This is a genomic window from Polaribacter sp. Z014 (assembly GCF_023555435.1).
GTDB lineage: Bacteria > Bacteroidota > Bacteroidia > Flavobacteriales > Flavobacteriaceae > Polaribacter.
On record NZ_JALCZP010000016.1, the window covers coordinates 13,648 to 37,827 of the forward strand.

At 30.3% G+C, this 24,180-nt stretch carries 23 protein-coding genes; 12 read left to right on the forward strand and 11 right to left on the reverse strand.

Annotated elements, in window-relative coordinates; translation table 11 throughout:
• Positions 1 to 85: 85 nt before the first annotated feature.
• The 4 genes from MPF19_RS14620 to MPF19_RS14635 are packed head-to-tail and all read right to left on the reverse strand — an operon-like array spanning position 86 to position 2,109.
• A complete protein-coding gene (locus tag MPF19_RS14620) occupies positions 86 to 229 on the reverse strand; it encodes a hypothetical protein (RefSeq protein ID WP_249988821.1) in 144 nt (47 codons plus the stop codon).
• A 3-nt stretch (positions 230 to 232) separates the two neighbouring features.
• Complete coding sequence (locus tag MPF19_RS14625) at positions 233 to 796, reverse strand: RNA polymerase sigma factor (protein WP_203394463.1); 564 nt, start codon at positions 794 to 796, stop codon at positions 233 to 235.
• Entirely contained in the window at positions 787 to 1,890 is a 1,104-nt protein-coding gene (locus tag MPF19_RS14630) for a glycosyltransferase (RefSeq protein WP_203394462.1), read from the reverse strand. The genes MPF19_RS14625 and MPF19_RS14630 overlap by 10 nt, the downstream gene beginning before the upstream one ends.
• Before the next feature lie 15 nt (positions 1,891 to 1,905).
• Positions 1,906 to 2,109 carry a membrane or secreted protein gene (locus MPF19_RS14635; RefSeq protein WP_249988822.1) on the reverse strand — a complete coding sequence of 68 codons (204 nt, stop codon included), beginning with the start codon at positions 2,107 to 2,109 and terminating at the stop codon, positions 1,906 to 1,908.
• Between the two features lie 138 nt (positions 2,110 to 2,247).
• On the opposite strand from MPF19_RS14635, the gene MPF19_RS14640 reads away from it, so the two are divergent.
• The 4 genes from MPF19_RS14640 to MPF19_RS14655 all read left to right on the forward strand — a co-directional run bounded on the left by MPF19_RS14640 (position 2,248) and on the right by MPF19_RS14655 (position 4,727).
• Positions 2,248 to 3,078, forward strand: coding sequence for a mechanosensitive ion channel family protein (locus MPF19_RS14640; RefSeq protein ID WP_249988823.1), 831 nt, complete (start codon positions 2,248 to 2,250; stop codon positions 3,076 to 3,078).
• Between the two features lie 81 nt (positions 3,079 to 3,159).
• Positions 3,160 to 3,741 (forward strand): RNA polymerase sigma factor, encoded by a 582-nt coding sequence (locus MPF19_RS14645; protein WP_203394459.1) that lies wholly within the window; start codon positions 3,160 to 3,162, stop codon positions 3,739 to 3,741.
• A 144-nt stretch (positions 3,742 to 3,885) separates the two neighbouring features.
• Positions 3,886 to 4,209 (forward strand): hypothetical protein, encoded by a 324-nt coding sequence (locus MPF19_RS14650; protein ID WP_249988824.1) that lies wholly within the window; start codon positions 3,886 to 3,888, stop codon positions 4,207 to 4,209.
• Positions 4,210 to 4,214: 5 nt separating this feature from the next.
• Positions 4,215 to 4,727, forward strand: a complete 513-nt coding sequence (locus MPF19_RS14655; RefSeq protein WP_249988825.1) for a hypothetical protein — start codon at positions 4,215 to 4,217, stop codon at positions 4,725 to 4,727.
• 76 nt (positions 4,728 to 4,803) lie between these two features.
• Here MPF19_RS14655 and MPF19_RS14660 read toward each other — a convergent pair whose 3' ends face one another.
• Positions 4,804 to 6,426 (reverse strand): sulfatase, encoded by a 1,623-nt coding sequence (locus tag MPF19_RS14660; protein WP_249988826.1) that lies wholly within the window; start codon positions 6,424 to 6,426, stop codon positions 4,804 to 4,806.
• 386 nt (positions 6,427 to 6,812) lie between these two features.
• On the opposite strand from MPF19_RS14660, the gene MPF19_RS14665 reads away from it, so the two are divergent.
• From MPF19_RS14665 to MPF19_RS14690, 6 genes are all read left to right on the forward strand, one after another.
• The gene (locus tag MPF19_RS14665; protein WP_203394456.1) at positions 6,813 to 7,106 is read left to right on the forward strand and encodes an EF-hand domain-containing protein; all 294 of its coding nucleotides are present in this window, start codon (positions 6,813 to 6,815) and stop codon (positions 7,104 to 7,106) included.
• Between the two features lie 19 nt (positions 7,107 to 7,125).
• Complete coding sequence (locus MPF19_RS14670) at positions 7,126 to 8,577, forward strand: CotH kinase family protein (RefSeq protein ID WP_249988827.1); 1,452 nt, start codon at positions 7,126 to 7,128, stop codon at positions 8,575 to 8,577.
• Positions 8,578 to 8,811: 234 nt separating this feature from the next.
• Positions 8,812 to 9,924 carry a YHYH protein gene (locus tag MPF19_RS14675; protein WP_249988828.1) on the forward strand — a complete coding sequence of 371 codons (1,113 nt, stop codon included), beginning with the start codon at positions 8,812 to 8,814 and terminating at the stop codon, positions 9,922 to 9,924.
• A 68-nt stretch (positions 9,925 to 9,992) separates the two neighbouring features.
• The gene (locus tag MPF19_RS14680) at positions 9,993 to 10,787 is read left to right on the forward strand and encodes a YHYH protein (protein WP_203394453.1); all 795 of its coding nucleotides are present in this window, start codon (positions 9,993 to 9,995) and stop codon (positions 10,785 to 10,787) included.
• Positions 10,774 to 11,382: a toxin-antitoxin system YwqK family antitoxin gene (locus MPF19_RS14685; RefSeq protein WP_249988829.1), complete on the forward strand. Its 609-nt coding sequence runs from the start codon at positions 10,774 to 10,776 to the stop codon at positions 11,380 to 11,382. Before MPF19_RS14680 ends, MPF19_RS14685 begins: the two co-directional genes overlap by 14 nt.
• Positions 11,354 to 12,028, forward strand: coding sequence for an SCO family protein (locus MPF19_RS14690; protein ID WP_249988830.1), 675 nt, complete (start codon positions 11,354 to 11,356; stop codon positions 12,026 to 12,028). Before MPF19_RS14685 ends, MPF19_RS14690 begins: the two co-directional genes overlap by 29 nt.
• Before the next feature lie 146 nt (positions 12,029 to 12,174).
• On the opposite strand, the gene murB is transcribed toward MPF19_RS14690, so the two are convergent.
• The 4 genes from murB to MPF19_RS14710 all read right to left on the reverse strand — a co-directional run bounded on the left by murB (position 12,175) and on the right by MPF19_RS14710 (position 15,830).
• Positions 12,175 to 13,185, reverse strand: a complete 1,011-nt coding sequence (gene murB / locus MPF19_RS14695; RefSeq protein WP_249988906.1) for a UDP-N-acetylmuramate dehydrogenase — start codon at positions 13,183 to 13,185, stop codon at positions 12,175 to 12,177.
• A 167-nt stretch (positions 13,186 to 13,352) separates the two neighbouring features.
• Positions 13,353 to 13,838, reverse strand: coding sequence for a phosphoribosylaminoimidazolesuccinocarboxamide synthase (locus tag MPF19_RS14700; protein WP_203394449.1), 486 nt, complete (start codon positions 13,836 to 13,838; stop codon positions 13,353 to 13,355).
• Positions 13,839 to 13,989: 151 nt separating this feature from the next.
• The gene (locus MPF19_RS14705) at positions 13,990 to 15,180 is read right to left on the reverse strand and encodes a pyridoxal phosphate-dependent aminotransferase (protein ID WP_249988831.1); all 1,191 of its coding nucleotides are present in this window, start codon (positions 15,178 to 15,180) and stop codon (positions 13,990 to 13,992) included.
• A 245-nt stretch (positions 15,181 to 15,425) separates the two neighbouring features.
• Positions 15,426 to 15,830: a DUF1573 domain-containing protein gene (locus tag MPF19_RS14710; protein ID WP_249988832.1), complete on the reverse strand. Its 405-nt coding sequence runs from the start codon at positions 15,828 to 15,830 to the stop codon at positions 15,426 to 15,428.
• Between the two features lie 124 nt (positions 15,831 to 15,954).
• Between MPF19_RS14710 and MPF19_RS14715 the strand changes: the two genes are divergently transcribed.
• Both MPF19_RS14715 and MPF19_RS14720 read left to right on the forward strand, forming a co-directional pair.
• Positions 15,955 to 18,591, forward strand: coding sequence for a valine--tRNA ligase (locus MPF19_RS14715; protein WP_249988833.1), 2,637 nt, complete (start codon positions 15,955 to 15,957; stop codon positions 18,589 to 18,591).
• A gap of 183 nt (positions 18,592 to 18,774) precedes the next feature.
• Complete coding sequence (locus tag MPF19_RS14720) at positions 18,775 to 19,641, forward strand: OmpA/MotB family protein (RefSeq protein ID WP_249988835.1); 867 nt, start codon at positions 18,775 to 18,777, stop codon at positions 19,639 to 19,641.
• 178 nt (positions 19,642 to 19,819) lie between these two features.
• Here the strand turns inward: MPF19_RS14720 and mgrA are convergent, their stop codons facing one another.
• On the reverse strand, positions 19,820 to 20,809 hold the full coding sequence (mgrA, locus tag MPF19_RS14725) for an L-glyceraldehyde 3-phosphate reductase (RefSeq protein ID WP_249988836.1): 990 nt from the start codon (positions 20,807 to 20,809) through the stop codon (positions 19,820 to 19,822).
• A gap of 195 nt (positions 20,810 to 21,004) precedes the next feature.
• Entirely contained in the window at positions 21,005 to 23,917 is a 2,913-nt protein-coding gene (locus MPF19_RS14730; protein WP_249988838.1) for an FAD-binding and (Fe-S)-binding domain-containing protein, read from the reverse strand.
• Between the last annotated feature and the right edge of the window lie 263 nt (positions 23,918 to 24,180).

Consider the following 24,180-nt stretch of genomic DNA (forward strand, 5'->3'; position numbering starts at 1 on the left):
ACGGCATAAAAAGTTGCTGTTAAAAAGGGTAAGATTGTGGCCGTTTTTATAAGAATACACATATTCTCCATAAAGTATTTTAAGATTAAAAATGTACTACAAAACAAGAAGATAATCCAAAACTACATTCTGCTCCAACTCTTGTAAATTGTACTAAATTCGAAACCGAAATTGCTGTTCCAGCAAATAATAATCCTAGTCCTAAAGATTGCAAGAATGATTTTTTCAAAGCTTAAGATTTTCTGATAATCTCTGCTAATAATTTTCTTGCACGTAACAATTTTACTTTTACGTTGTTCATTGGTTCGTTAATTTGCTCAGAAATTTCTTTATAAGATAATTCTTGAAAATAACGCAATTGTATTACTTCTTGGTATTTAGGTTTTAATTGTTTAATATCTCTTAACAATTTTGCTAAATTCTGTTCGGTAATAATTTTGTCTTCAGGTGTAGGGCTTTCATCAACCACTAAATACGCTTTCTCTTCTTGCTCTTTAGAGGTGTCTGCTGCTATCGAAATACTTTTTTTTCGAAGTAAATCAATATGAACATTTTTAGAAATGGCAATTAACCAAGTCTTAAAAACGTATTGTTCATTAAAAGTATTAATTTTATCAAAAGCTTTAGAAAAAGTTTGAATGGTAATATCTTCTGCTTCGTTTTCGCTTTTAGTTCTTTTTAATTGATAATTATAAACATCAGACCAAAAGGTATCTAATAAGTATCTAAATGCAGATTGATTTCCGTTTTTAGCTTTAGAGATGTTTATTTGAAGTTTATTATCGTTTATTTCCAATGATTTGGTTTTGACGACAAATTAGTGATAAATATTGAAAATTGAAATATTAGTAGGCCAATTTCTAAAAAAGGTAATAAATAAGTAATTGTTGGTTCTTTTAATTTTTTAGAAGACATGCCTATCACAATAAATTGAACTAAATAATACGTTAAAAATATTGCTAAAATAAGTTGCCATGGATAAAAGAAAAACAAGGTAATTGCTAAAAGATAAAACAATACTTTAGAAACGAAAAATAGCCCTAAAAAGAATTTATGTTGGTTTTTATAATGTTTTGCTGTAGAAATATGTCTTCTTTTTTGTCGAAACCATTCTGTAAAATTCTTTGGAGCAATAGATTCCGTAAAACTTTTTTCAGATATTGAAATAGTTGTATTTTCTTTATTTGCAGCGTCTTGTATAAATAAATCATCATCACCAGATCTTATGTGTATATGATTTATAAATCCTTTTACGCTAAAAAACTCCGATCTGTGATACGCTAAATTTCGGCCAACGCCCATATATGGAGAGCCTAATTTGGCGTAACTAAAATACTGAATGGCTGTTAACAAAGTTTCATACCTAACAAATAAATTTATTAAGGATTTTTCTCTTTTATATTTACCATAACCTAAAACAATGGTTTTTTCTTTATTGAAATTTTTAGCCATTTCAGAAATCCAATGTTTAGACACAGGTTTACAATCGGCATCTGTAAACAATAGATGTTCGTTTTTTGCACCTTTTATTCCTAAAGTTAAAGGATATTTTTTATTTCCCCAAAAAGCCTCAATATTTTCAACATTAATTACTTTAATATTTGAATGTTGTTTTTCAAAAGATTGCATTATTTCTAACGTGTCGTCAGAAGAAGCGTCATTTATTAAAACAATTTCAAAATTAGGATAATCTTGATTTATAATAGAAGGCAAAAAATCTTGTAAATTTTTAGCTTCGTTTTTGGCACAGACAATTACAGAAAAAGGAACATTACTATCCGTTATTTTTTCTTTTTTAGGTTTAAATAAGAAAGAAGAAAAAACAAGGTAGTAAATAATTTGAATTGCTGTAAATGCTACAAAAAAGTAGAAGAGTACAGTTAATATCATTGACTAAAAAGAGGATTAATTATGTTCTGGTTCCGAACAAGTCTCAAACTGATCTGGTGCTTTACCACAAAAACCACAAGGTTCTCCCGTTTTATTTAATACAGGGTTTTGACTTGCACAAGTACCTGCAAATTTACCATCTTTTTTTGCCCAAATTTTAATTGCAATACCAGCAACACCTAGTGCTAATAAACCTATAGTAATAAATAATAATTTCATAATAAAAAATTGTGGAACAAAGATACATATTCTTAAGCTGTCTTAAAAAAACTATAGACAATATTTAAAGTGTGACTTTTTAAAAAATTATGTGTCATAATTTTGAAAATAAATGATTAATTAAATAATATTTATACTATGGAAACAACAACTGAATCTTTAAAAAATTTTTACAACTCAATTTCATCTGGTTTAGGAGACTGGGGACTTCAATTAATAGGAGCTATTGCAGCTTTAGTTATTGGTCTTTGGATTATTAGAATGATAATGAAAGGAATCTCTAAAGCGTTTGAAAAAACAAAATTAGATGAAACTTTGCAGCCTTTTTTATTAACCACTATCGGTTTTATTTTAAAACTTTTATTAATTATTTCTATTGCAGGTATTGTTGGTTTACCAATGGCTTCTTTTGCAGCTTTATTAGCAGGTGTTGGTTTGGCAATTGGTGCAGCATTTAATGGCTCTTTGGGGCATATTGCATCAGGAATAATGCTACTTATCTTTAAGCCTTTTAAAGTAGGAGATTTAATTAAAACAAATGGCGCTTTTGGTTTTGTAAAAGAAATCTCTGTTTTTGTTACTGTTATAGAAACGTTTCAAAATGAAACGGAGATTATACCAAACTCTGCAATTACTTCTAATAAAATTACTAATTTAACTAAAATAGGAAATTTACGTATCGATATGCCGTTTGCAATTAGATATGGTTCAGATATTGCGAAAGCAAAACAAATTGTATTAGATGTTCTTAAGAAAGATACACATGTTTTACAAGAAGGAGCTAGTGCACCAAGAGTTGCCGTTAATAATTTAGGGCAAAATAGTGTTGAATTATTGGCTTTGCCATATGCGAATTGTGAAAACTATTGGGAGGTTTATTGGGATACAAGACAAGAAATTGTAGAAGCACTTGGTAATGCAGGTTACGAGGCTCCTTTACCACAACGTGTTGTTACCATGACAAAATAAATTATAAATACATAATAATTAGAAAAGACTGTTTTAAGAAGCAGTCTTTTTTTGTATGTTTACTTTTTGTTAAACTATCTTTTGAACGAAGAAACTTTTATAACTCAATTACAAGCCGGAAAACAAACTGCTTTTAGTCAATTAATAGATGATTATCAGCATAAAGTTTTTGGTACCTGTATTTCTTTTATCCCAAATAAAGAAGATGCAGAAGATGTAGCACAAGAAGTTTTTTTAGAAGTTTTTAAATCAATTGGTAAATTTAAAGGAGATTCTAAGTTATCTACTTGGATTTATAAAATTACAACCAATAAGTGTTTAGAGTTTATCCGAAAAAAGAATACAAAAAAGAGATTTGCTTTTATGCAAACTATTTTAGGAAATGAAATACCATTAGATAAGACGAGTTACTTTACAGAAGTAAATCATCCTGGAATTTTATTAGAGAATCAAGAAAAATCAGCAATTATTTTTAAGGCGATAAATACCTTGCCAGAAGCTCAAAGAGTCGTTTTTACCTTAGCAAAAATTGATGATAAAAGTTATCAAGAAATTGTAGAGATAACAGGTAAAAGCTTATCGTCTGTAGAGTCTTTAATGTTTAGAGCAAAAAAAGGATTACAAGATAAATTAGAGAATTTTTATAAGAATGAAAACTCTTAATTCTTTTAAATAATAGAAATAAAAGAAAGTTTTGCAATAATTAGTAAATGGCATTAAATGTATTTCAAAAAAAATATAAGGAAGCGCAAGTTTTTGTAAATTATTGCATCTAAATAAATAGTAATTGTGTAAAGAATAAGTAAAATGGAAAATAAAAAATATATAAACCAGCAAGTAGAAGATACTTTTAAGTCATTAGATGCTATTGAAAAGGTAGATGTAAATCACTTTTTTAAGCATAAAATATTGCAAAAGTTAGATGCAGAAAAAGTAGAAAAACAATCTGTTTTTTCTTGGTTTACACCCCAACTGCAATTGGCTACTTTAAGTGTTGTTTTGTTATTAAATTTAGGTACTATTTTTTATGCTTTTAATAATTCAGATAAAAGTGCCAGTTCAAGTTCTGGTATCGAGGCTTTTGCAAAAGAGTATTCATTGCAATCAGATAGCAGCTCAATTTTAAATTAAAAAAGATGAAATCAAAATTACTTCCTATTTTATTATTTTTATTAATACTTTTAAATGGAGTGTTAATTTTTATGTTGTTAAAAAGACCACATGAAAATCCAAGAAATAATCCGCAAGAAAATTTTTTGACAGATCAATTACAATTTTCTAAAACTCAAAAAGAAGACTTTAAAGCTTTAGATGCAGATCATAGAGATTTTATGATGAGTCTAGAAGATACTATTAAATATCAAAAAGATGTTTTGTTTAGTTCTTTTAATAAAAAAGACTTTAATATAGATTCCTTAACGGTTAAAATAGGGCTTTTAGAAGCTAAAAAGGACGCTGAAGTTTTTTCTTTTTTTAATAAAGTAAGAGTCATTTGTACAACGGAACAAGCAATAAAGTTTGATGAAATAATTAAAGAAGCAATAAGAGGAGGAGACCAAAGACCCCCAAATAATAGAAGAATGCCACCTCCTAGAAATGATGGAAGAATGTTGCCTCATGGAAATGAAGGAATGCCACCTAGAAGATAATATTTTAGAAAGTTATAAAAAAAGAAAATCCAAAGCAATTAAACTTTGGATTTTCTTTTTGTTATTGAATTAGTTTCTAATAGGTTTTATTAAATTCCTTAAGAAGTTCTTTTATAATTTCAGGATTCTGAGCGGCAATATTTACAGATTCATTCGGGTCATTTTTATGATCATATAGTTCTATAAATAAAGGTGTATCCTTAGGTTTTCTTCTGTCTTTCCAAACTACAATTCTGTAATCATCAGTTCTCATAGCGTAGCCCATTACAAACTGCTCAAAAGTTTTTCTATTCCATTTATCTCCCATTTGAGCTTTAATTTTATTCTCTATTTTTACAATTAAAGGCTTAAAAAAACTAGTTCTAAAAGGAGGTGTAAATGGTCTTGCTGCCCATTCTCTTAAAGCAGGTGTTGGAAATAAACTAAAAGCAGGTTTTTGAGATTTGCTACTTGGTCTTTTTAAGATTGGCACTAAACTTTTACCTTCTAAATTACTAGGTATTGATAAACCAGCTAAATCACATAGCGTAGGGTATAAATCAATTAACTCAACCAATGCATTTGCTTTTTGGCCTTTTGTTTTATCAGTTACTCCAGGTGCAGAAATAATAAAAGGTACTCTGGTAGCTATTTCGTAATTAGTTGCTTTTCCCCAATATCCCATTTCTCCAAGATTAAACCCATGATCAGACCAAAAAACAATAATGGTGTTTTCATATTCTCCAGAATCTTTTAAGGCTTGAATCATTTTACCAACCTGAGCATCTACATAACTAATACAAGCATAATAACCATGACGTAATTTTTTTTGTAAAGGGATGCTAAAATCTCCAGTTTTAGGCATATCTGCAGAAACACGGACTTCTAAAGATTCAGATAAGCCCATCGCAGCACCATCTTTTGGAGGAGTTACTTGTGTAGCGATTGGTATATCCGCTTCATTATACATATCCCAATATTTTTTTGGAGCAATAAAATCTAAATGAGGTTTTTTAAATCCTAAAGCTAAAAACCATGGTTTGTCATCTTTTTTAACCAGATCTTTTAAGGTTGCAATTGCTGAAAGCGTATTATATCCATCTTCATAAGTTTCATCTGGTACATCTGCATTTTCTGTAACAGGACCTTTTGCTAACCAATTCTCACGAATCATTTTTTCTCCATACTTAGCGTCTAAAGCTATTTTATTTTTTAAATACATTAATTGACTTTCAGGAAGTGCATAACCACCAGAAGTTTTTGGCACATTTGCATTTACCTTTACTTTTATAGGTTTTCTACTCCAAGACATTTCATCGTCTGTATATTGACCATGAAATACTTTTCCAAGATATACCGTTTCATATCCATTTTCTTTAAAATGTTGAGGTAAAGTTACAATACCAGGTCTGTTGGCTCTAAAATCTTGAAATAAATCGATAACGTTAATCGTTTCTGGACGAGCACCTGTTAGAATACTTGCTCTAGAAGGACCACAAATAGCTTGTTGTACATAGGCTTTATTAAATTGAATACCTTCACTAGCCAACTTGTCTATGTTAGGTGATAAAACAACATTAGAACCATAAGTTCCAAGTTCTGCCTTTAAATCATCAACAGCGATAAATAAGACATTTGGTTGTTTTTTCTTTTGAGCGAATCCCGTAAAGGAAACGAAGACGGATAATAAAAAAATACTTAATAAAAATTTGGTTTTCATCATGGAAATGTTTGAACAATTCATAGTATATATTAAAATAGTAATTAGAGTATAAATTTTAAAAAAAAGGATGGTAAAAACTTCTTTAATATTACCTTAATATATAGGTATTTTACCCTCATTTAATTGGTGTAAAAATTAAGTTATTCACATAAAAAAATATTTTTTTTATGGAATTATAAATACAATATGCATTTATTTCACATACATATAATTTTTATAGTGTTTTTTGATAAAATAAATCAACGTGTTTATTTGTATTTAATTGATTTTTAGAGGTTTTTATAATTAGCTATTTATGTTAAATGTTAAAATAAAGTTAACGTGCGCAAGTTTTTAAAAAGAGTGACATCTAAACTTTTATAAACTTAATAAATAGATTTAGGATGAAAAAATCAACAAATAAAATTTTAGCAGTTATAATCGTTTCTTTAGGATTGTCTGCATCCACTTTTGCACAGGCAGGTAATTCTGATGAGCGTCCAAAAGGACCTCCAACTTTTAAGCAACTTCTTAAAGATTTGGATGCAAATGAAGATGGTAAAATTTCTTTAAAAGAAGTTAAAGGGCCTTTAGCAAAAGATTTTAAAAAAATTGATACAGATGAAGATGGTTTTTTATCAGAAAAAGAAATAAAAAATGCACCGAAACCAGAAAGAAAACAAAGACCAAGAAATTAAAAATAAAAATCAATCAATTATGAAAAATTATAAAACTCAACTGTTCTCATTATTTATTATACTCATTATTTTTTCGTGTACGAGTGATGATGTTGCGGATGTTACAGATGTTGTAGAAGAAGATGATACTGAAGTTGCCATAGTAATAGATGATACAGATTTTGAAGCTACAGATTGGACTAGCGAAACACATAGTAAAGATGTAGATCCTAATCTAGAGGAAGTGTTTGAAGATAATACGGTAAAAAGATTAGATCTTGTAATTACGGAAGAAAGATGGCAAACAATGTTAGATGACATGACAAATCTTTATGGAACATTTGGAGGGACTTCTACAGGTGCTGGAGGACCTGGAGCAGGTGGTCCAGGTGGTGCTACTGCAGGTATAGATGAAGACCCAATTTTTGTACCCGGAGAAGTTTTTTACGAAGGCAAAGAATGGTATCGTGTAGGTTTGCGTTTTAAGGGGAATTCTAGTTTAAAATCTAGCTGGGAAGCAGGTATTTTAAAATTATCATTCAAATTAGATTTTGATGAATTTGAAGATGATTATCCGCAGATAAAAAATCAACGTTTTTACGGAATTAAAAAGCTAAGTCTTAAAAACAATTATAATGATGCTTCTATGTTACGAGAAAAAGTAGCAGCAGATGTGTTTAGAAATGCTGGTTTAGCAGCATCTCACACCGCTTTTTATACGGTTTATGTAGATCATGGAGATGGACCTCAATATTTTGGATTGTACACTTTGGTAGAAGAAGTAGATGGTTCTGTGTTAGACACTCAATTTTCTGATGATAACGGAAATTTATACAAACCAGATGGTGATGCAGCTACTTTTGCAAGCGGTACTTTTGATGAAGATGAATATGTAAAGAAAAATAACGAGGATGAAGCCGATTTCTCTGATGTACAAAGCTTGTTAACTGTTTTACATGATGGAACTAGAACTACAGACCCTGCAGCTTGGAGAGCAAGTTTAGATGCCGTTTTTGATACAGATGTATTCTTAAAATATTTAGCAGTAAATACCGTTATTCAAAATTGGGATACTTATGGTAGAATGACACATAATTACTTCTTATATAATGATCCTGATACTAGTAAATTAACTTGGATTCCTTGGGATCATAATGAAGCTTTAGAAACTGGAAATGGACAAGGTGCTTTGTCTTTAAATTTCTCTGAATTAAATGCTGCACAATGGCCAATTATAGGGTATTTATATCAAGATGATGTTTACAAAGCAAAATATGATGCGTATGTAAAAGAAGTTGTAGAGAATTCATTTGAAGAAAGTACAATGCAAGCATTGTATACAAGCTATGCGGCTTTAGTGGAGGAATATGCAAATGCAGAAGTATCTGGCTATACTTTTTTAAGTAACAGTTCAAGTTTTCAGTCTGCTATTAGTCAATTAAAAAGTCATGTTAGCTCTAGAAAAGCAGCAGTAGAAAGTTATTTAGATTAAATAAAAAAGTATTTGAATTTGGTTAATAATGAAAAGCTTCGTGAGCAATTGCGAGGCTTTTTTATGTTAAATCAACAACCTAGATAAGGATACCTAGTATGCAGCCAAAACAAATACTTTTCATTTCTAGACAAGCTTCGGGGAATTAAACCTTTGCTAACGACCTACGGTTAAAGTTAAAAAACGCAAGTTTTTATCAAATAACACATCTAAACTTTTATAAAACCATTAAAGATGATAAAAAAATATTTTTTTCCAATAATAGCAAGCGTTCTTTTATTAGGATGTAAAAGTAAAGTGACAAATAGTGCACTCATTCATAAAGGTGAAACAGAAAGGCATACACATGTAAAAGCAGATTATTTTGATTCCTATGTTTTAAGGAGTCCCATTTATGGAACAGAAACAGTAGTAACCATAAAAGGAGGTGAGCGTAAAATGGTAACAAATGCATTGCCAAATCATAGAACGGGAGCTTTTCCAAGAAAAGGAAATCCGAATACAATTTCTGCTCAAGACAAAGCATACACATTTACTTTAAATCCAAAATATACAGGAAAACCGACTTGGGTTAGAGAGCCAGGTATTGCTTTAAATGGTGTAAAATTTGAACCCGGAACCGCAGAAGTGGTGGTTTGTGAAACAGGTGAGAATTATAGAGTAGAAGCTTTTCAAGACAAGATAGATTTAGGTCTCGATTTTAACCATGCACATGTGCAACCTACAGGAGAATATCATTATCATGGTACTCCAACCTCTGTAATTGAAGAGTTTGATGCAGGAAAAGATTTGGTACACGTTGGTTTTGCACATGATGGATTTCCTATTTATTATTCTAAAAGTAGCGTTTATAAACCAAGTTATAAATTATTAGAGGGCACCCGAGAAGGAGAAGATTGTGTTTATACAAATCCTAAGCAAACCATAAAAATGGATGTGAACGATGATCATGATGGAACTTTTGGTTCTGATTTTGAGTATATCGTGGGTTCAGGAGATTTAGATGAATGTAACGGTATTACAATTGACGGTAAGTACATGTATTTAGTAACAAATGAGTTTCCGTATGTAAGCCGTTGTTTAATGGGAGAAGTAAAACAAGAAGAGCGCCGAGGACCATCTAGAAATGGAAATGAAGACAGAAATGGTGGAGCGCGTAAAAACTTTAATGAGTTGTTAGAAATGATGGATACAGACAAAGACGGTAAATTATCTAAAACCGAAGTAAAAGGTCCGTTAAAACTACAGTTTTCTAAAGTTGATACCAATAAAGACGGCTTTTTAACGAAAGAGGAATTGGGAAATGTTGGGCAAAGACGAGAACAAAGATTACTTAAACACAATTAAAAAAAATAAAACGCAAGTTTTGTTTTAATTAAGCATCTAAATATAAAACACTAAAAAACCATTAAAAAATGAAAAACCAATTTATCAAAACCACAATACTTTTAGCAATACTTTTTACAGGAATAGTTTCTTGTAGCTCAGATGCAGATGATAACCTTACGGAAGAAGTAGAAGAAGTAGTGGAACAAGAAGAAACAACAGGTACATTACATAATGCTTTTGCAGAGTTTGATGTAGACGAAACAACAATTTATCTTTCAGGATCAAATGTAGTAATAGAAACTACAGGTTTACCAAATCACAAAACCCCTTATTGGAGCGAAAGTCACCCATTATATATTGCTCCAACAGTTACAAGTGAAGCTCAAATGACACCAACTAGAATTGATACTTCTAACAGAGATAATTCAAGTACTTTAACGGTCTCTCAAAATGCTAGTTTAGCAAGTGCAACAACAGCAACACAATTAGGTGCAATTGGTATTGCTGTAAGTGGTGCTTATCTTTATAATGATCAAGAAGGAAATGGTGCTTTAGATGCTGCAGCAGGAAGTTTAGATTATTCGGGTGCACATATTGGCCCAACAGATTATCACTATCATTTAGAGCCTTTAGCTTTCTCTGATGACGATGATAAATTAAATGGTATTATTTCTGATGGTTTTTTTATCTATGGAAGAAAATGTAATTCTACAGGAACCTATCCTACAGATTTAGATACTTCTGGCGGTCATACAAGTACAACACAACATACAACAATAGCAGAATATCATTATCATATTATTAACGAATTATATACAACAACAGGAAGATATCTTGTTTTTCCTGGCCCATATAAAGGAACACCTAATGCAATTAGATAAATATATTTTTTTAGTATTTATATGTGTTTTTGGTAGTTGTAATAAACAGACTACCAAAAACATATCTATTACGGATACTATAGAAATTGTAAACGTTCTTATTCCCAAAGAACAAGTAATATTGAATCCTCTAAAAGGACAATGGTTTTATAAAGACCAACCTTTTAATGGCTATGCTGTTACTTATAATAAGAATGAATTTTTATCTGAAAAAACTGGTTTTTTTAATGGAAAAAGGCAAGGGGAAATGTTTAAATATTTTGATGATGGAACTGTAAAAATGGAAGCACATTATGTTCAAAATAAATTACATGGTTTAAAGTTGCATTATTTTAAGAATGGAAATATTTATTTAGAATCTAATTATGTCAACGGAAAAAAGCATGGAATTCAAAAAACATGGTTTATAAACGGGCAATTAGCAAAACGGAAAAATTTAACAGACGGCAAAGAAAATGGGTTGCAACAAGCTTGGTTGCAAAACGGAAAAATTTACGTTAATTATGAAGCTAAAAACGGAAGAACATTTGGCTTACAAAGAGCAAATTTATGTTACCAATTAAAAGATGAAAAAGTTGCAGAAAAGAGTAAGTAGATTTTTTTTATTATTGATTATAGTAATATCAATCAGTTGTAAAAATACAAAGAAAGAAACCGTTTTAAGTAGAGTAGATGCTTTGCCTTATTATAACGAAGCTTCTTTTACTCCAAAATGGATAGATGCTAATAGTGATGAATTAAAATCGTTTCATAAAATTCCAGATTTTAGTTTAACCGATCAAGATGGAGAAAATATCACTCAGAAAACATTTGAGAATAAAATTTATGTTGCAGATTTTTTCTTTACTACTTGTCCTGGTATTTGTCCAATGATGACAAAAAACATGACACTTGTACAAGATGCTTTTAAAGATGATACTAGTGTTTTAATGTTATCTCATTCAGTAACTCCTTCTATCGATTCTGTAGCGCAATTAAAAAAATATGCAATAGATAAAAATATTGGTGAGAATTGGCATTTGGTTACAGGTGATAAAAAAGAAATTTACGATTTAGGCAGAAAATCCTATTTTGTTGAAGAAGACTTAGGAGAACCAAAAGGAATCGATGATTTTTTACATACTGAGAACTTTATTCTTATCGATAAGCAAAAACACATTAGAGGTATTTATAACGGTTTAAATAAAAATTCTGTAAAACAATTAATTGCTGATATTAAAACGCTGCAATTAGAGCAGTAATTTTTAAAAAGAGTCTGTCTAAAAAAGATAAGCTTGTCATGCTGAACTCGTTTCATTATCTTAAACTACGGAATTTCAATGTTTATAAGAATCTGAAATAAATAATTCAGATTGACAAAAAGGCTACTTTTTAGACGACTTCTTTTTTATGCAATAATATTCACTTCAATTTCTAAAACGATACCAAACTTTTTAAAGATGGTTTCTTTTATTTTTTCAGCAAGCTGATAAATCTCGTTTCCAGTAGCGTTTCCGTAATTTACTAAAACCAAAGCTTGTTTTTCGTGTACGCCATAATTACCAAAACGTTTTCCTTTAAAGCCAGCTTGTTCTATTAACCAACCTGCCGGAACTTTAACTTCGGTATCCGATATTTTATAACTAGGAATTGTAGGAAAATTCTTTTGTAGCTCTAAAAATTGAGATTTAGCAATTACAGGGTTTTTAAAAAAACTACCGCTATTTCCTATTTCTTTAGGATCTGGAAGCTTCGATTTTCGAATCGCAATTACAGCCTCAGAAATATCTTTTAAAGTGGGGTTTGTAATATTTTTAGATGTTAATTCAGTATTAATGGCTCCATAAGAATAGTTTAAAAGATGGTTGGTTTTTGTCAAATTAAAACTCACCGAAGTAATAATATATTTTCCTTTTACTTCATTTTTAAAAATAGAATTCCTGTAGCCAAAATTACAGTCCTCATTAGAAAACTGAACCAATTTACCAGTTTCAATATCTAGTGCTTCTACTTTTGTAATAGTGTCTTTTACTTCTACACCATAAGCTCCAATATTCTGAATAGGGCAGGTGCCCACATTGCCTGGAATCAAAGATAAGTTTTCTATTCCGCCATAATTTTCAGAAACGCACCACAATACAAAATCGTGCCAATTTTCGCCAGCATTTACAGTAATATAAGCAGCGTTTTCATCTTCATTATCAATAGAAATTCCTTTAATATCTATATGGACCACTAATTTCTCAATATCCTTAGTTAGCAACATATTGCTTCCTCCAGAGATTAAAAAAAGGTCTTTTTCAACTTTTAAAAGTTGTTGCAATTGATATACAGAATCTATAGAAATAAAACGTTTGGCATTTACCGAAATTCCAAATGTATTATAATTTTTTAGGGATGTGTTTTCTAGAATATTCATTTGTTTTCTGTAAAGTTCTAGCGTTTTTTTGTTACTTGCTAATGCTCGTTTTACACGACCAGTATCGCTTTGTTTAACCAATTTTTGCTGGCTCTCGTTAAAAACGAGCGATAGCAGCAAGGTAAAACCTAACAATTAATTATACTAGTTGTTGGTGTTTCTTAATTTTATTCATTCAATAATTTCTCTTCTTTCATTATTTTTTTCGCATTTTCAGTTTCTTTCTTTCCATTCTTCATAGAACCTGGTAACATTATTATACGCTTCTTAATTTTTCTATTTTGGTCTATAAAAAGAACTTCAAACCGAGAGCGAGTTATTCCGAATATTGCTTTTTTAAATTTGATACTCTTAATATCATTTCGTTCAATTATTGATGTTGCTGAATTATTCAGGCTCGTAAATATTCCATAAATAAGAAACAAACCAACTATTGAATAAAATATAGATATAGGAACTTGATTTTTTTGAAAACTATCAAATGCTGAATAGAGTAAGAAGGCAGAAACTCCACCATAAATTATTAAAATTCGAGTTATGTTTTTTCCAACAGCAACTTTTGCAACATTTCCAATTATTCCACCTCTAGTTAGAATAATTTTATCAGGTAAAATATGACAAAATCCCGTTTTAGTTTTAAATACTTTTTCCATTAACTTTCTATCAATTTTCAATATATTTTATAAACTTTATCAAGTTTCCGTTTTGTTTCTCAATAATTTTGAACTGCTTTTTAATTCAGATTTGTTTTTAAAACTCTATTTCTAACTTTTAGTTTTTAATGAACTCCAACTCCGTAAACAACTAATCCTTATATACTTTCAATGCTTCACCTAAAATTTCTACAGATCTAATTAAATCTACTTTATTTAAAACGTACGCCATTCTAATTTGATTTTTTCCTTCACCTTCGGTAGAATAGAAACCACTTGCAGGGGCTACCATAACCGTTTCGTTATTCAAATTATAGTCTTCTAATAACCATTTTGCAAAATGATCTGAATCTTTTACAGGTAATTCTGCAACACAGTAAAAAGCACCTTTTGGATTGGCTACTTTTATACCTTCAATTTTGTTTAATTCTGTAATTAAAGTGTTTCTTCTGTCTACATATTCTTCTTTTACATCATCAAAATATTGTTGAGGTGTATCTAAAGCAGCTTCACTGGCAATTAATGCATATGTTGGCGGACTTAAACGTGCTTGTGCAAATTTAATAGCGGTTTTTATAAAGTCTTCATTTTTAGAAACAATACAACCAATTCTTGCTCCACACATACTATAACGTTTAGAAACAGAATCTATAACAATAGCGTTTTGCTCTAAACCATCTAAAGCTAGTACAGATGTATGTTGCAAACCATCGTAAGTAAATTCTCTATACACTTCATCAGCAATTAAAAATAAATCGTGTTTTAAAACAATTTCTTTTAATTTCTGAATTTCTTCTTTAGAGTATAAATATCCAGTAGGATTACCAGGATTACAAATTAAAATTGCTTTTGTTTTCTTGGTGATTAATTTCTCGAATTCTTCAATTTTTGGTAATGCAAAGTTGTCTTCTATTTTAGAAATTACCGGAACAACAGTTACTCCAGAAGCGGTAGAAAATCCGTTATAATTTGCGTAAAAAGGCTCAGGTATAATAATTTCATCACCCGGATCGGTAATACTTCCAATGGTAAAAATTAAGGCTTCAGAACCACCTGTAGTAACAACAATATTGTTTGCAGTTACGTTAACTTGGTGTTTTTTATAATAAGAAACCAATTTGTTTCTGTATTCTTCAGAACCTTCTGAACGGGCGTATGCCAATGTTGTAATATTATTATTTTTTACAGCATCTAAGGCAATTTGTGGTGTTTTAATATCTGGTTGACCGATATTTAAATGAAATACTTTAACGCCTCTTTTTTTAGCATCTTCCGCAAATGGCACCAATTTTCTAATTGGCGATTCTGGCATTTTTAATCCTTTCTTAGATATTGCAGGCATAAATATGTTTTTAAAAGTTATTCATGCGAATTTCCGAAATATATTTTATTTAGACGACTTTATTAAAAAAAGTTTGAAGGTTTCTATTTTAAAATAGTTTGGGTTATATCTAACGTGTTTTATGAACAATAAGCTAGCTAATAATTGTAAAAGGGTAAATTATAGTACAAAAAAAATCGAATTCCAAATTTAAGAAATACTCTTAAATTTGAAATTCAATTTTCGTTTAGAAAAAAAAGTTTAATTTAATTATCTTTTAAGATACTTTCTTCTTTCTCTAAAGAGATTTCTTTATTAACAAAACCTTTAATCTTTATCATTTTTCTAGCTGCTTTAGCATTTGAAAAAACAGATATTGTTTTAGAAAAACCACCAACTCTATTGGTGTCATAAGAAACCTTAATTTCTCCTTTTTCTCCTGGCATAACTGGTTCTCCAGATGTTTTAGGAACGGTACAACCGCAAGAAGATTGAATATCTTTTATAATTAAAGGGGCATCTCCAATATTTGTAAAGACAAAAACTCTTTCTCCATTAGAATTTTTATCAATTTTACCATAGTTAATTGTTTCTTCTTCAAATTTAAACTCTTGTGCGTTTATAGAAAAAGAAATAAAGAATACTACTAATAATGTTCCTAAAGTTTTCATGTTTAAATTTTTTATGTTGTAAAGTTATAACTAATAATTTGTTTTAAAAAATCAACTACTAATTTTCTCGACAAATTAGAGTTTTGTATTTTTGCAAACTATATATCAAAAACGATACCAAAGTATGACAATTCCATCTAAATATGATGCAAGCCAAGTAGAAGGTAAATGGTACGACTACTGGATGAAAAACAACTATTTTCATTCAACGCCAGACGAAAGAGAACCTTATACAATTGTAATTCCGCCACCAAACGTAACAGGCGTTTTACATATGGGGCACATGTTAAATAATACAATTCAAGATGTATTAATAAGACGTGCGCGTTTATTAGGTAAAAATGCATGTTGGGTTCCTGGTACAGATCATGCATCTATTGCTACAGAAGCAAAAGTGGTTGCCAAGTTAAAAGAACAAGGAATTAGTAAAAGCGATTTAACGCGTGAAGAGTTTTTGCAACACGCTTTTGATTGGAAAGATGAATACGGAGGAATCATTTTAGAACAATTAAAGAAGTTAGGTGCTTCTTGCGATTGGGAAAGAACTGCGTTTACAATGGATCCGGAAATGTCTGAATCTGTAATTAAGGTTTTTGTTGATTTATACAACAAAGGTTTAATTTATAGAGGATACAGAATGGTAAACTGGGATCCAGAAGCTAAAACGACACTTTCTGATGAAGAAGTAATTCACGAAGAAAGACAAGGAAACTTGTATTATTTAGAATATAAAATTGAAGGATCAGAAGATACTTTAACCATTGCTACTACAAGACCAGAAACTATTTTTGGTGATACTGCAATTTGTATCAACCCAAATGATGAACGTTTTACGCATTTAAAAGGGAAGAAAGCAATTGTACCTTTATCTAATAGAGTAGTGCCTATTATAGAAGACGAATATGTAGATTTAGAATTTGGTACAGGTTGTTTAAAAGTGACGCCTGCACACGATGAAAATGATAAGAATTTAGGTGATAAGCACAATTTAGAGGTTATCGATATTTTTAATGAAGATGCTTCTTTAAATTCTTTCGGATTACATTACCAAGGAAAAGATAGGTTTGTAGTAAGAAAAGAAGTTGCTAAAGAATTAGAAGAAAAAGGAATTTTAGTAAAAACTGAAGTTCATGTTCATAAAGTAGGTACCTCAGAAAGAACAAAAGCAGTTATAGAACCTAGATTGTCTGATCAATGGTTTTTAAAGATGAAAGATTTAGCGAAACCTGCTATTGATGCAGTTTTGGGTGAAGATGCTGAGATTAACTTATATCCAAAGAAATTTGAAAACACGTACCGTCATTGGATGGAAAATGTACGTGATTGGAATATTTCTCGTCAGCTTTGGTGGGGACAACAAATTCCAGCGTTTTTCTACGGAGACGGAAAAGAAGATTTTGTAGTTGCTGAGACAAGAGAAAAAGCTTTAGTTTTAGCAAAAGAGAAAACAGGAAATACTTCGCTGTCGGCGTCCGACTTACGTCAAGACGAAGATGCTTTAGATACTTGGTTTTCTTCTTGGTTGTGGCCAATGTCTGTTTTTGACGGAATTAGAAATCCAGAAAACGAAGAAATTAAATATTATTATCCAACAAACGATTTAGTTACCGGACCAGATATTTTATTTTTCTGGGTAGCAAGAATGATTGTTGCTGGTTACGAATATAAAGGAGAAAAACCTTTTAATAATGTGTATTTAACTGGTTTGGTTAGAGATAAACAAAGACGTAAAATGTCTAAATCTTTAGGGAATTCGCCAGATGCTTTAAAATTAATTTCTGATTATGGAGCAGACGGAGTAAGAGTTGGACTTTTATTAAGTTCTGCTGCCGGAAATGATTTAATGTTTGATGAAGATCTTTGTCAGCAAGGAAAAGGATTTGCAAATAAAATTTGGAATGCTTTCCGTTTGATAAAAGGTTGGGAAGTTGATGCAAGTTTACCACAACCAGCAACTTCTAAAATTGGTTTAGAATGGTACGAAGCGAAGTTTCAAAAAACGTTGGCAGAAATAGAAGATCATTTCTCTAAATACCGTTTGTCTGATGCTTTAATGGCAATTTACAAGTTAATTAATGATGATTTTTCTTCTTGGTTATTAGAAATTGTGAAGCCTGCTTATCAACAACCAATAGATAAAACTACGTTTGATGCTATTATTGAAGTTTTAGAAAATAACTTAAAAGTATTGCATCCATTTATGCCATTTTTATCAGAAGATATTTGGCAATATATTGCAGACAGAACACCAGAAGAAGCATTGATTATTGCAAAATATCCAGTATTAAAAGAGTTTGATACTCAAATTATTGCTGATTTTGAATTTGCAACAGATGTAGTATCAGGTATAAGAACCATCAGAAAAGATAAAAATATTTCTTTTAAAGATGCCATTGAATTATTTGTTATTGATAACGATAAGAGTTCTAAAGAATTTGATGCTGTAATTCAGAAATTAACAAATACCGAAACTATAAACTATGTTTCAGAAAAAGTAGAAGGTGCTTCATTTAGAGTAAAATCTAACGAATACTTTGTGCCAATTTCTATAGAAAATATAGATGTAGAAGCAGAGATAAAGAAATTAGAAGGAGAGCTTAAAAGAGCAGAAGGTTTCTTATTTGGTATTACAAAGAAGCTATCTAACGAACGTTTTGTATCTAATGCACCAGAAAAAGTGTTGGCTTTGGAACGTAAGAAAGAAGCAGATACTATTGCAAAAATAGAAACCATAAAAAGTAGTTTGAGTTCTCTTAAATAATTTTTATTTTTTTTAATATTATAAGTCCATGAAAATTAAGTTTTTATGGGCTTTTTTTTGTTTTTTATAAAAAAGTTGATTTTTATGGTAGGGTTTTTTAAAACTGAGTTGTTTTATTTATAACAGTATCATTTAATAACAAAATAACCTTTAAACGGTTATAAAAATTTAAATCAATCTATTATGAGAAAATTTATTATTCCGGTTGTAGCAATATCATTATTGGCAACATCTTGTGTTTCTAAAAAAAAGTATGTTGCGCTAGAAAACCAGTATATTAATACAAAAGGAAATCTTCAAAAAACTACTTTAGAAAAAGAAGCATTAGAAGGGAAATTTGCTAAAATTGAAAATAGAGTAGCGGATTATAATGAAAAAATTAATTCATTAAAAAGTGACAATTCTAGCTTACAAGATGCGAACGATGTAAAGTTAGATATGGTTGGTAAAACCGCTGTAATATCTAATAAGACAAGAGAGAGAATGAGAGAAACTTTAGCAAAAGTAGATCCTGCATTACTTTCTGAGGCAAAAACATTAAAAGATTCTTTAAATCTTGCTATTGCGTATAATTTAAAAAATAAAATTAACTCATCTGATTTAACAGATTCTGATGATTTGAATATTGATATAGATCAAACAGTAGTGATGATTTCTGTTTCTGATAAATTATTATTTAACAACGCTAGTTATAGAGTTAAAAGTGGCGCTTATGGTTTAATTGAAAAATTAGCTGCAGTTATAAAATCTGAACCAAGTATGGATGTTATGATTGAAGGACACACAGACTCTAGAACCATTAACAATGCAGTTGTACAAGACAATTGGGACTTAAGTGTAAAAAGAGCAACGTCTATTGTACGTCTTTTAGAAAGTAAATATAATATTGAGGGGAGTAGATTGATTGCTGCAGGTAGAGGTTCTACAATGCCTTTAGTAGAAAATACTACGAATGCTAATAGAGCAAAAAACAGAAGAACTAGAATTGTAATTTTACCAAATTTAGACAAATTCTTTGCTTTACTTGCAGATGATCAACTTTCTGAATAAGAAAAATTGTATGAAAAAGGAAGAGTTTAGGAAAAGGAAGAGTGTAGTATAAATAGTGAAAAGCTCCTTGTTAAAGGAGCTTTTTTTATGTAATAAATAATCATCTTCTGTTCGGTGATAATAAAAAAAAGAGTCCTTTTAGGTTTATAAAACTTAAAGGAGCTTTTATCATTTTATTTTAAGCTAAAATGGAATTAATTGTAGCCAATTCTTCTTCAGAAAAAGCCGTATTTTCAGTAGCCTTTACACTATCTAAAATTTGTTCGGTTTTACTTGCTCCAATAAGTACAGACGTAATTCTATCATCTTTTAAAATCCAAGAAATTGCCATTTGCGCTAAATTCTGATTTCTGCTTTTAGCAACTTCGTTTAAAGCTTTAATTTTTGGAAGCATTTCCATTACTTTATCCGTTTTTAAATAGCGTCCATCTTTTACGGCTCTTGAATCTTTTGGCAATCCGTTAATGTATTTATCTGTTAACATTCCTTGTGCTAATGGAGAAAAACAAATGGCACCAACACCAGAATTCCCTAATAAATCTAGTAATCCATTTTCTATCCAGCGGTCAAACAAACTATATCTTGGTTGATGAATTAAACAAGGAGTTCCTAAGTCTTTTAATATTTTAAATGCTTTTTCGGCTTCTTTAGGCTGATAGTTAGAAATACCAACATATAGGGCTTTTCCTTGTCTTACCATTAAATCTAAAGCACCCATAGTTTCTTCTAAAGGCGTATCATTATCTGGTCTATGGTGATAGAAAATATCAACATAATCTAAATTCATTCGCTGTAGACTTTGGTCTAAACTAGAAATTAAATATTTCTTAGAACCAAAATTACCATAAGGACCTTCCCACATATCATAACCAGCCTTTGATGAAATAATCAATTCATCTCTGTATTTTTTGAAATCCTTTTTAAGGATTTTTCCAAAAGTTTTTTCTGCAGAACCATAAGGAGGTCCGTAGTTGTTGGCCAAATCAAAATGGGTTATTCCGTTATCAAAAGCACATTTTAATAAATTTCTGGCATTGTCAAAATCGTCATTTTTACCAAAATTATGCCATAAGCCTAAAGAAAGTTCCGGTAACAGCAAGCCACTATTTCCGGTTCTTCTATAGTTCATCTTATTATATCTCTCTGAATCTGCTTTGTATTTTGCCATGATTATTTGTAAATTAATCTCGTAGAATAATTATTAATATTTAGACTAATATTCTATTTTCAAAGTAACAAAAAAGCAACGATTTTACAATCATTGCTTTTCATATATTTCCGTTAAATATCTTTTAGAAGTTTGCTTAATTTCTTTGGATCTTCTTTTTTTACTGCCAACTGCAACTAAAAACTGCTTACTAAATTAAACCAACGCTTCTTTTAAAATAGTAATAGGATGTTTTGCTATACGTTTTGTACCATCAAAAATTTGATGTCTACAACTTGTTCCTGCAGCCACAATTTGTGTGTCTTCAGGTGTGTTTCTAATTTTCGGAAATAAGGTGTCTTCACCAACTTGCATAGAAACTTTGTAATGTTCTTTTTCATACCCAAAAGAACCTGCCATTCCGCAACAACCAGAATTAATAATCGTTACTTTATAATTTTCTGGAATATTTAAAATTTGAAAACTAGCATGTGTGCTAGACAATGCTTTTTGATGACAATGGCCATGAATTTTTAGAGTCTTAGCTGCAGATGTAAATACAGAAGTATCAATATTACCTTTTTCTAATTCTTTTGCTAAAAACTCTTCGAACGTAAAAGCATTTTTCGCTATTTTTTCTGCAGATTTTTTATCATCCGCTAAACGAATATACTCGTCTCTAAAACCTAAAATTGCTGAAGGTTCTATTCCTACCAATGGAGTTTCGTCTGTAATAATGTCTTTAAAGGTAGCAATATTATTATTACAGATTGCTTTTGCTTCTTTTAAGAAACCCTTAGAAATATGACTTCTTCCACTTTCATCATGCTTTACCGTTTTTACTTCGTAGCCTAATTTTTCTAATAAAATAACAGCATCTTGTCCAATTTCTGTATCGTAAAAATTGGTGAATTCATCATTGAATAAATAAAGAGACTTTTTAGTTTTCTCAGCAGCAATCGAAGTTGCAAAGTGTTTCTTTAACCAACTTTCTAAGGTTTGATTCGCTAATTTAGGAACTGTTCTTTCAACTGCAACACCTAATATTTTTTTTGTTAGTGTAGTGTTTGTGAAAAAGTTAGTTATTGTAGGTAAATAACTTCCTAATTTATTGTACTTGGCATTATTTGCAAATAATTTATTTCTAAAAGAATACCCGTTTGTTTCTTGATATTGATAAAGAAACTCTGCCTTCATGGTAGCAATATCCACATTACTTGGGCATTCTGATGCACACGCTTTACAACTTAAACAAAGATCGAAAACTTGTTTTAATTCTTTATGATTAAATTTATTTGCTTCCGTAGAATTTGTTAAAAACTCACGTAAGGTATTTGCTCTTGCTCTTGTAGTATCTTTTTCGTCTTTAGTAGCTCTGTAACTAGGACACATGGTTCCGCCAGCTTCTACAGGTTTTCTACAATCTCCGGTACCATTACATTTTTCTGCTAATTTTAAAATTCCTTCATTATCAGAGAAATCTTGAATGGTTTTAATTTCTGGTTCAACTCTATCAATTTCATATCTAAGGTTTTCATCCATTGCAAAAGCATCCGTAATTTTTCCTTGATTAAATACGTTGTTTGGATCAAATGCTTTTTTAACCCTTCTTAATAACTGGTAATTTTTATCACCAATCATTAACGGAATAAACTCTGCACGCACAATTCCGTCTCCGTGTTCACCAGAAAAAGAACCTTTATATTTTTTTACCAACTCAGCCGTTTCAGTAGTAATTTTTCTAAATAAAACCACATCTTCCTTTTTCTTGATATTCAAAATAGGGCGTAAATGCAATTCACCAGCGCCAGCATGTGCATAATACACAGCGTTTTGTTGGTATTTGGCCATAATTTGAGTGAATTCCTCAATATAATTAGGCAAATCTTCTAAAGCAACTGCAGTATCTTCTATACAAGCAACCGCTTTTTTATCTCCTACAATATTAGCCAAAGCACCTAAACCTGCTTTACGTAAATAATGTACTTTTGCAATATCTGCTCCGTACACTTTTGGATGATGATATCCGAAATTGTTTTTCTCTAAATCGGCAATTAATTTATCTGCTAAAATTTCGGTTTCTTCAATGGTATTTGAAGAAACTTCTAGCATTAAGATAGCTTCTGGATCACCTTGTAAAAAGAAACGATTTTCGGCTAATTTTCTATTGTTTTTAGAGCAATCTAAAATGGTTTTATCCATTAACTCACAATTATATAAATTGTGATTCATGGCAATTACAGTAGCATTTAAACTTTCGTTTATAGATTTAAAATGCGTACAAACCATAATACTTTGAGAAGGAGGAAGGGGATCTAATTGCAAGGTAATTGACGTAGAAAAAGCCAAAGTTCCTTCACTTCCTGCTAATAATTTTGCAACATTTATGGTTTTTGAAGTTCCTCCGAATAAATCTGAACTTAATAATTCGTCAATAGCATAACCAGTACATCTTCTGTGAATGGTTTCTTTAGGAAATTCGTTTTTAATTTCTTGTTGATTTTCAACTAATGAAAGTTCATCAAAAAGACTTTTATAAATTTTTCCTTCTTGTGTATTCTCTTTTGTTTTTTTGATGAAATCTGCCGAAGTAATTTCTTTAAAAATTGCGGTGCTACCATCACTTAAAACGGCATCAATTTCTAAAACTTTATCACGAGTTACTCCATATTTTATAGAGGTACTTCCAGAGGAATTATTTCCAACCATTCCGCCCATCATACAACGGTTAGATGTAGATGTGTTTGGACCAAAAAACAAGCCGAAAGGTTTTAAATATACATTTAAAGAATCTCTTACAATTCCGGGTTGTAATGTTACGGTTTTTGCTTTTTCATCAAAAGAAATAATGTTCGTAAAATGTTTAGAAACATCTACCACAAGACCGTCACCAACACATTGTCCTGCCAAAGAAGTTCCTGCGGTTCTTGGTATTAACGTAATATTGTTTTTAGTTGCAAAGGTAATTAAGGTTTTTAAGTCTTTTTCATCCTTTGGAAAAGCGACAGCTAACGGAATTTTCCTGTAAACAGAAGCATCGGTTGCGTATAAAGTTTTATGTAAATTATCAAAAAGAACATCACCAGAAAGTGAGTTATTTAAATTGTCTAAAGTAGTATTGTCTATCATTATTTACTATTGAAAAGTAAGAATAAGAAACAAATATCCGAATAATAAACTCATTATTTCTATCTCTAAAAACTTCTTTGGTAATTTTTATCGATTCTATAAAAAATGATTTAAAAAACGGCTAATTTTAAAGGATAAAAAAATGGTATATATAATTTTTTGCTATTTCTGTGAATAATTAAAATACTAGGTTTTAAAAAGTATCTTTGCAAAATATTATTTGGTAAACAATTGATTGTAGATTGCTACTAGATTTTAATACG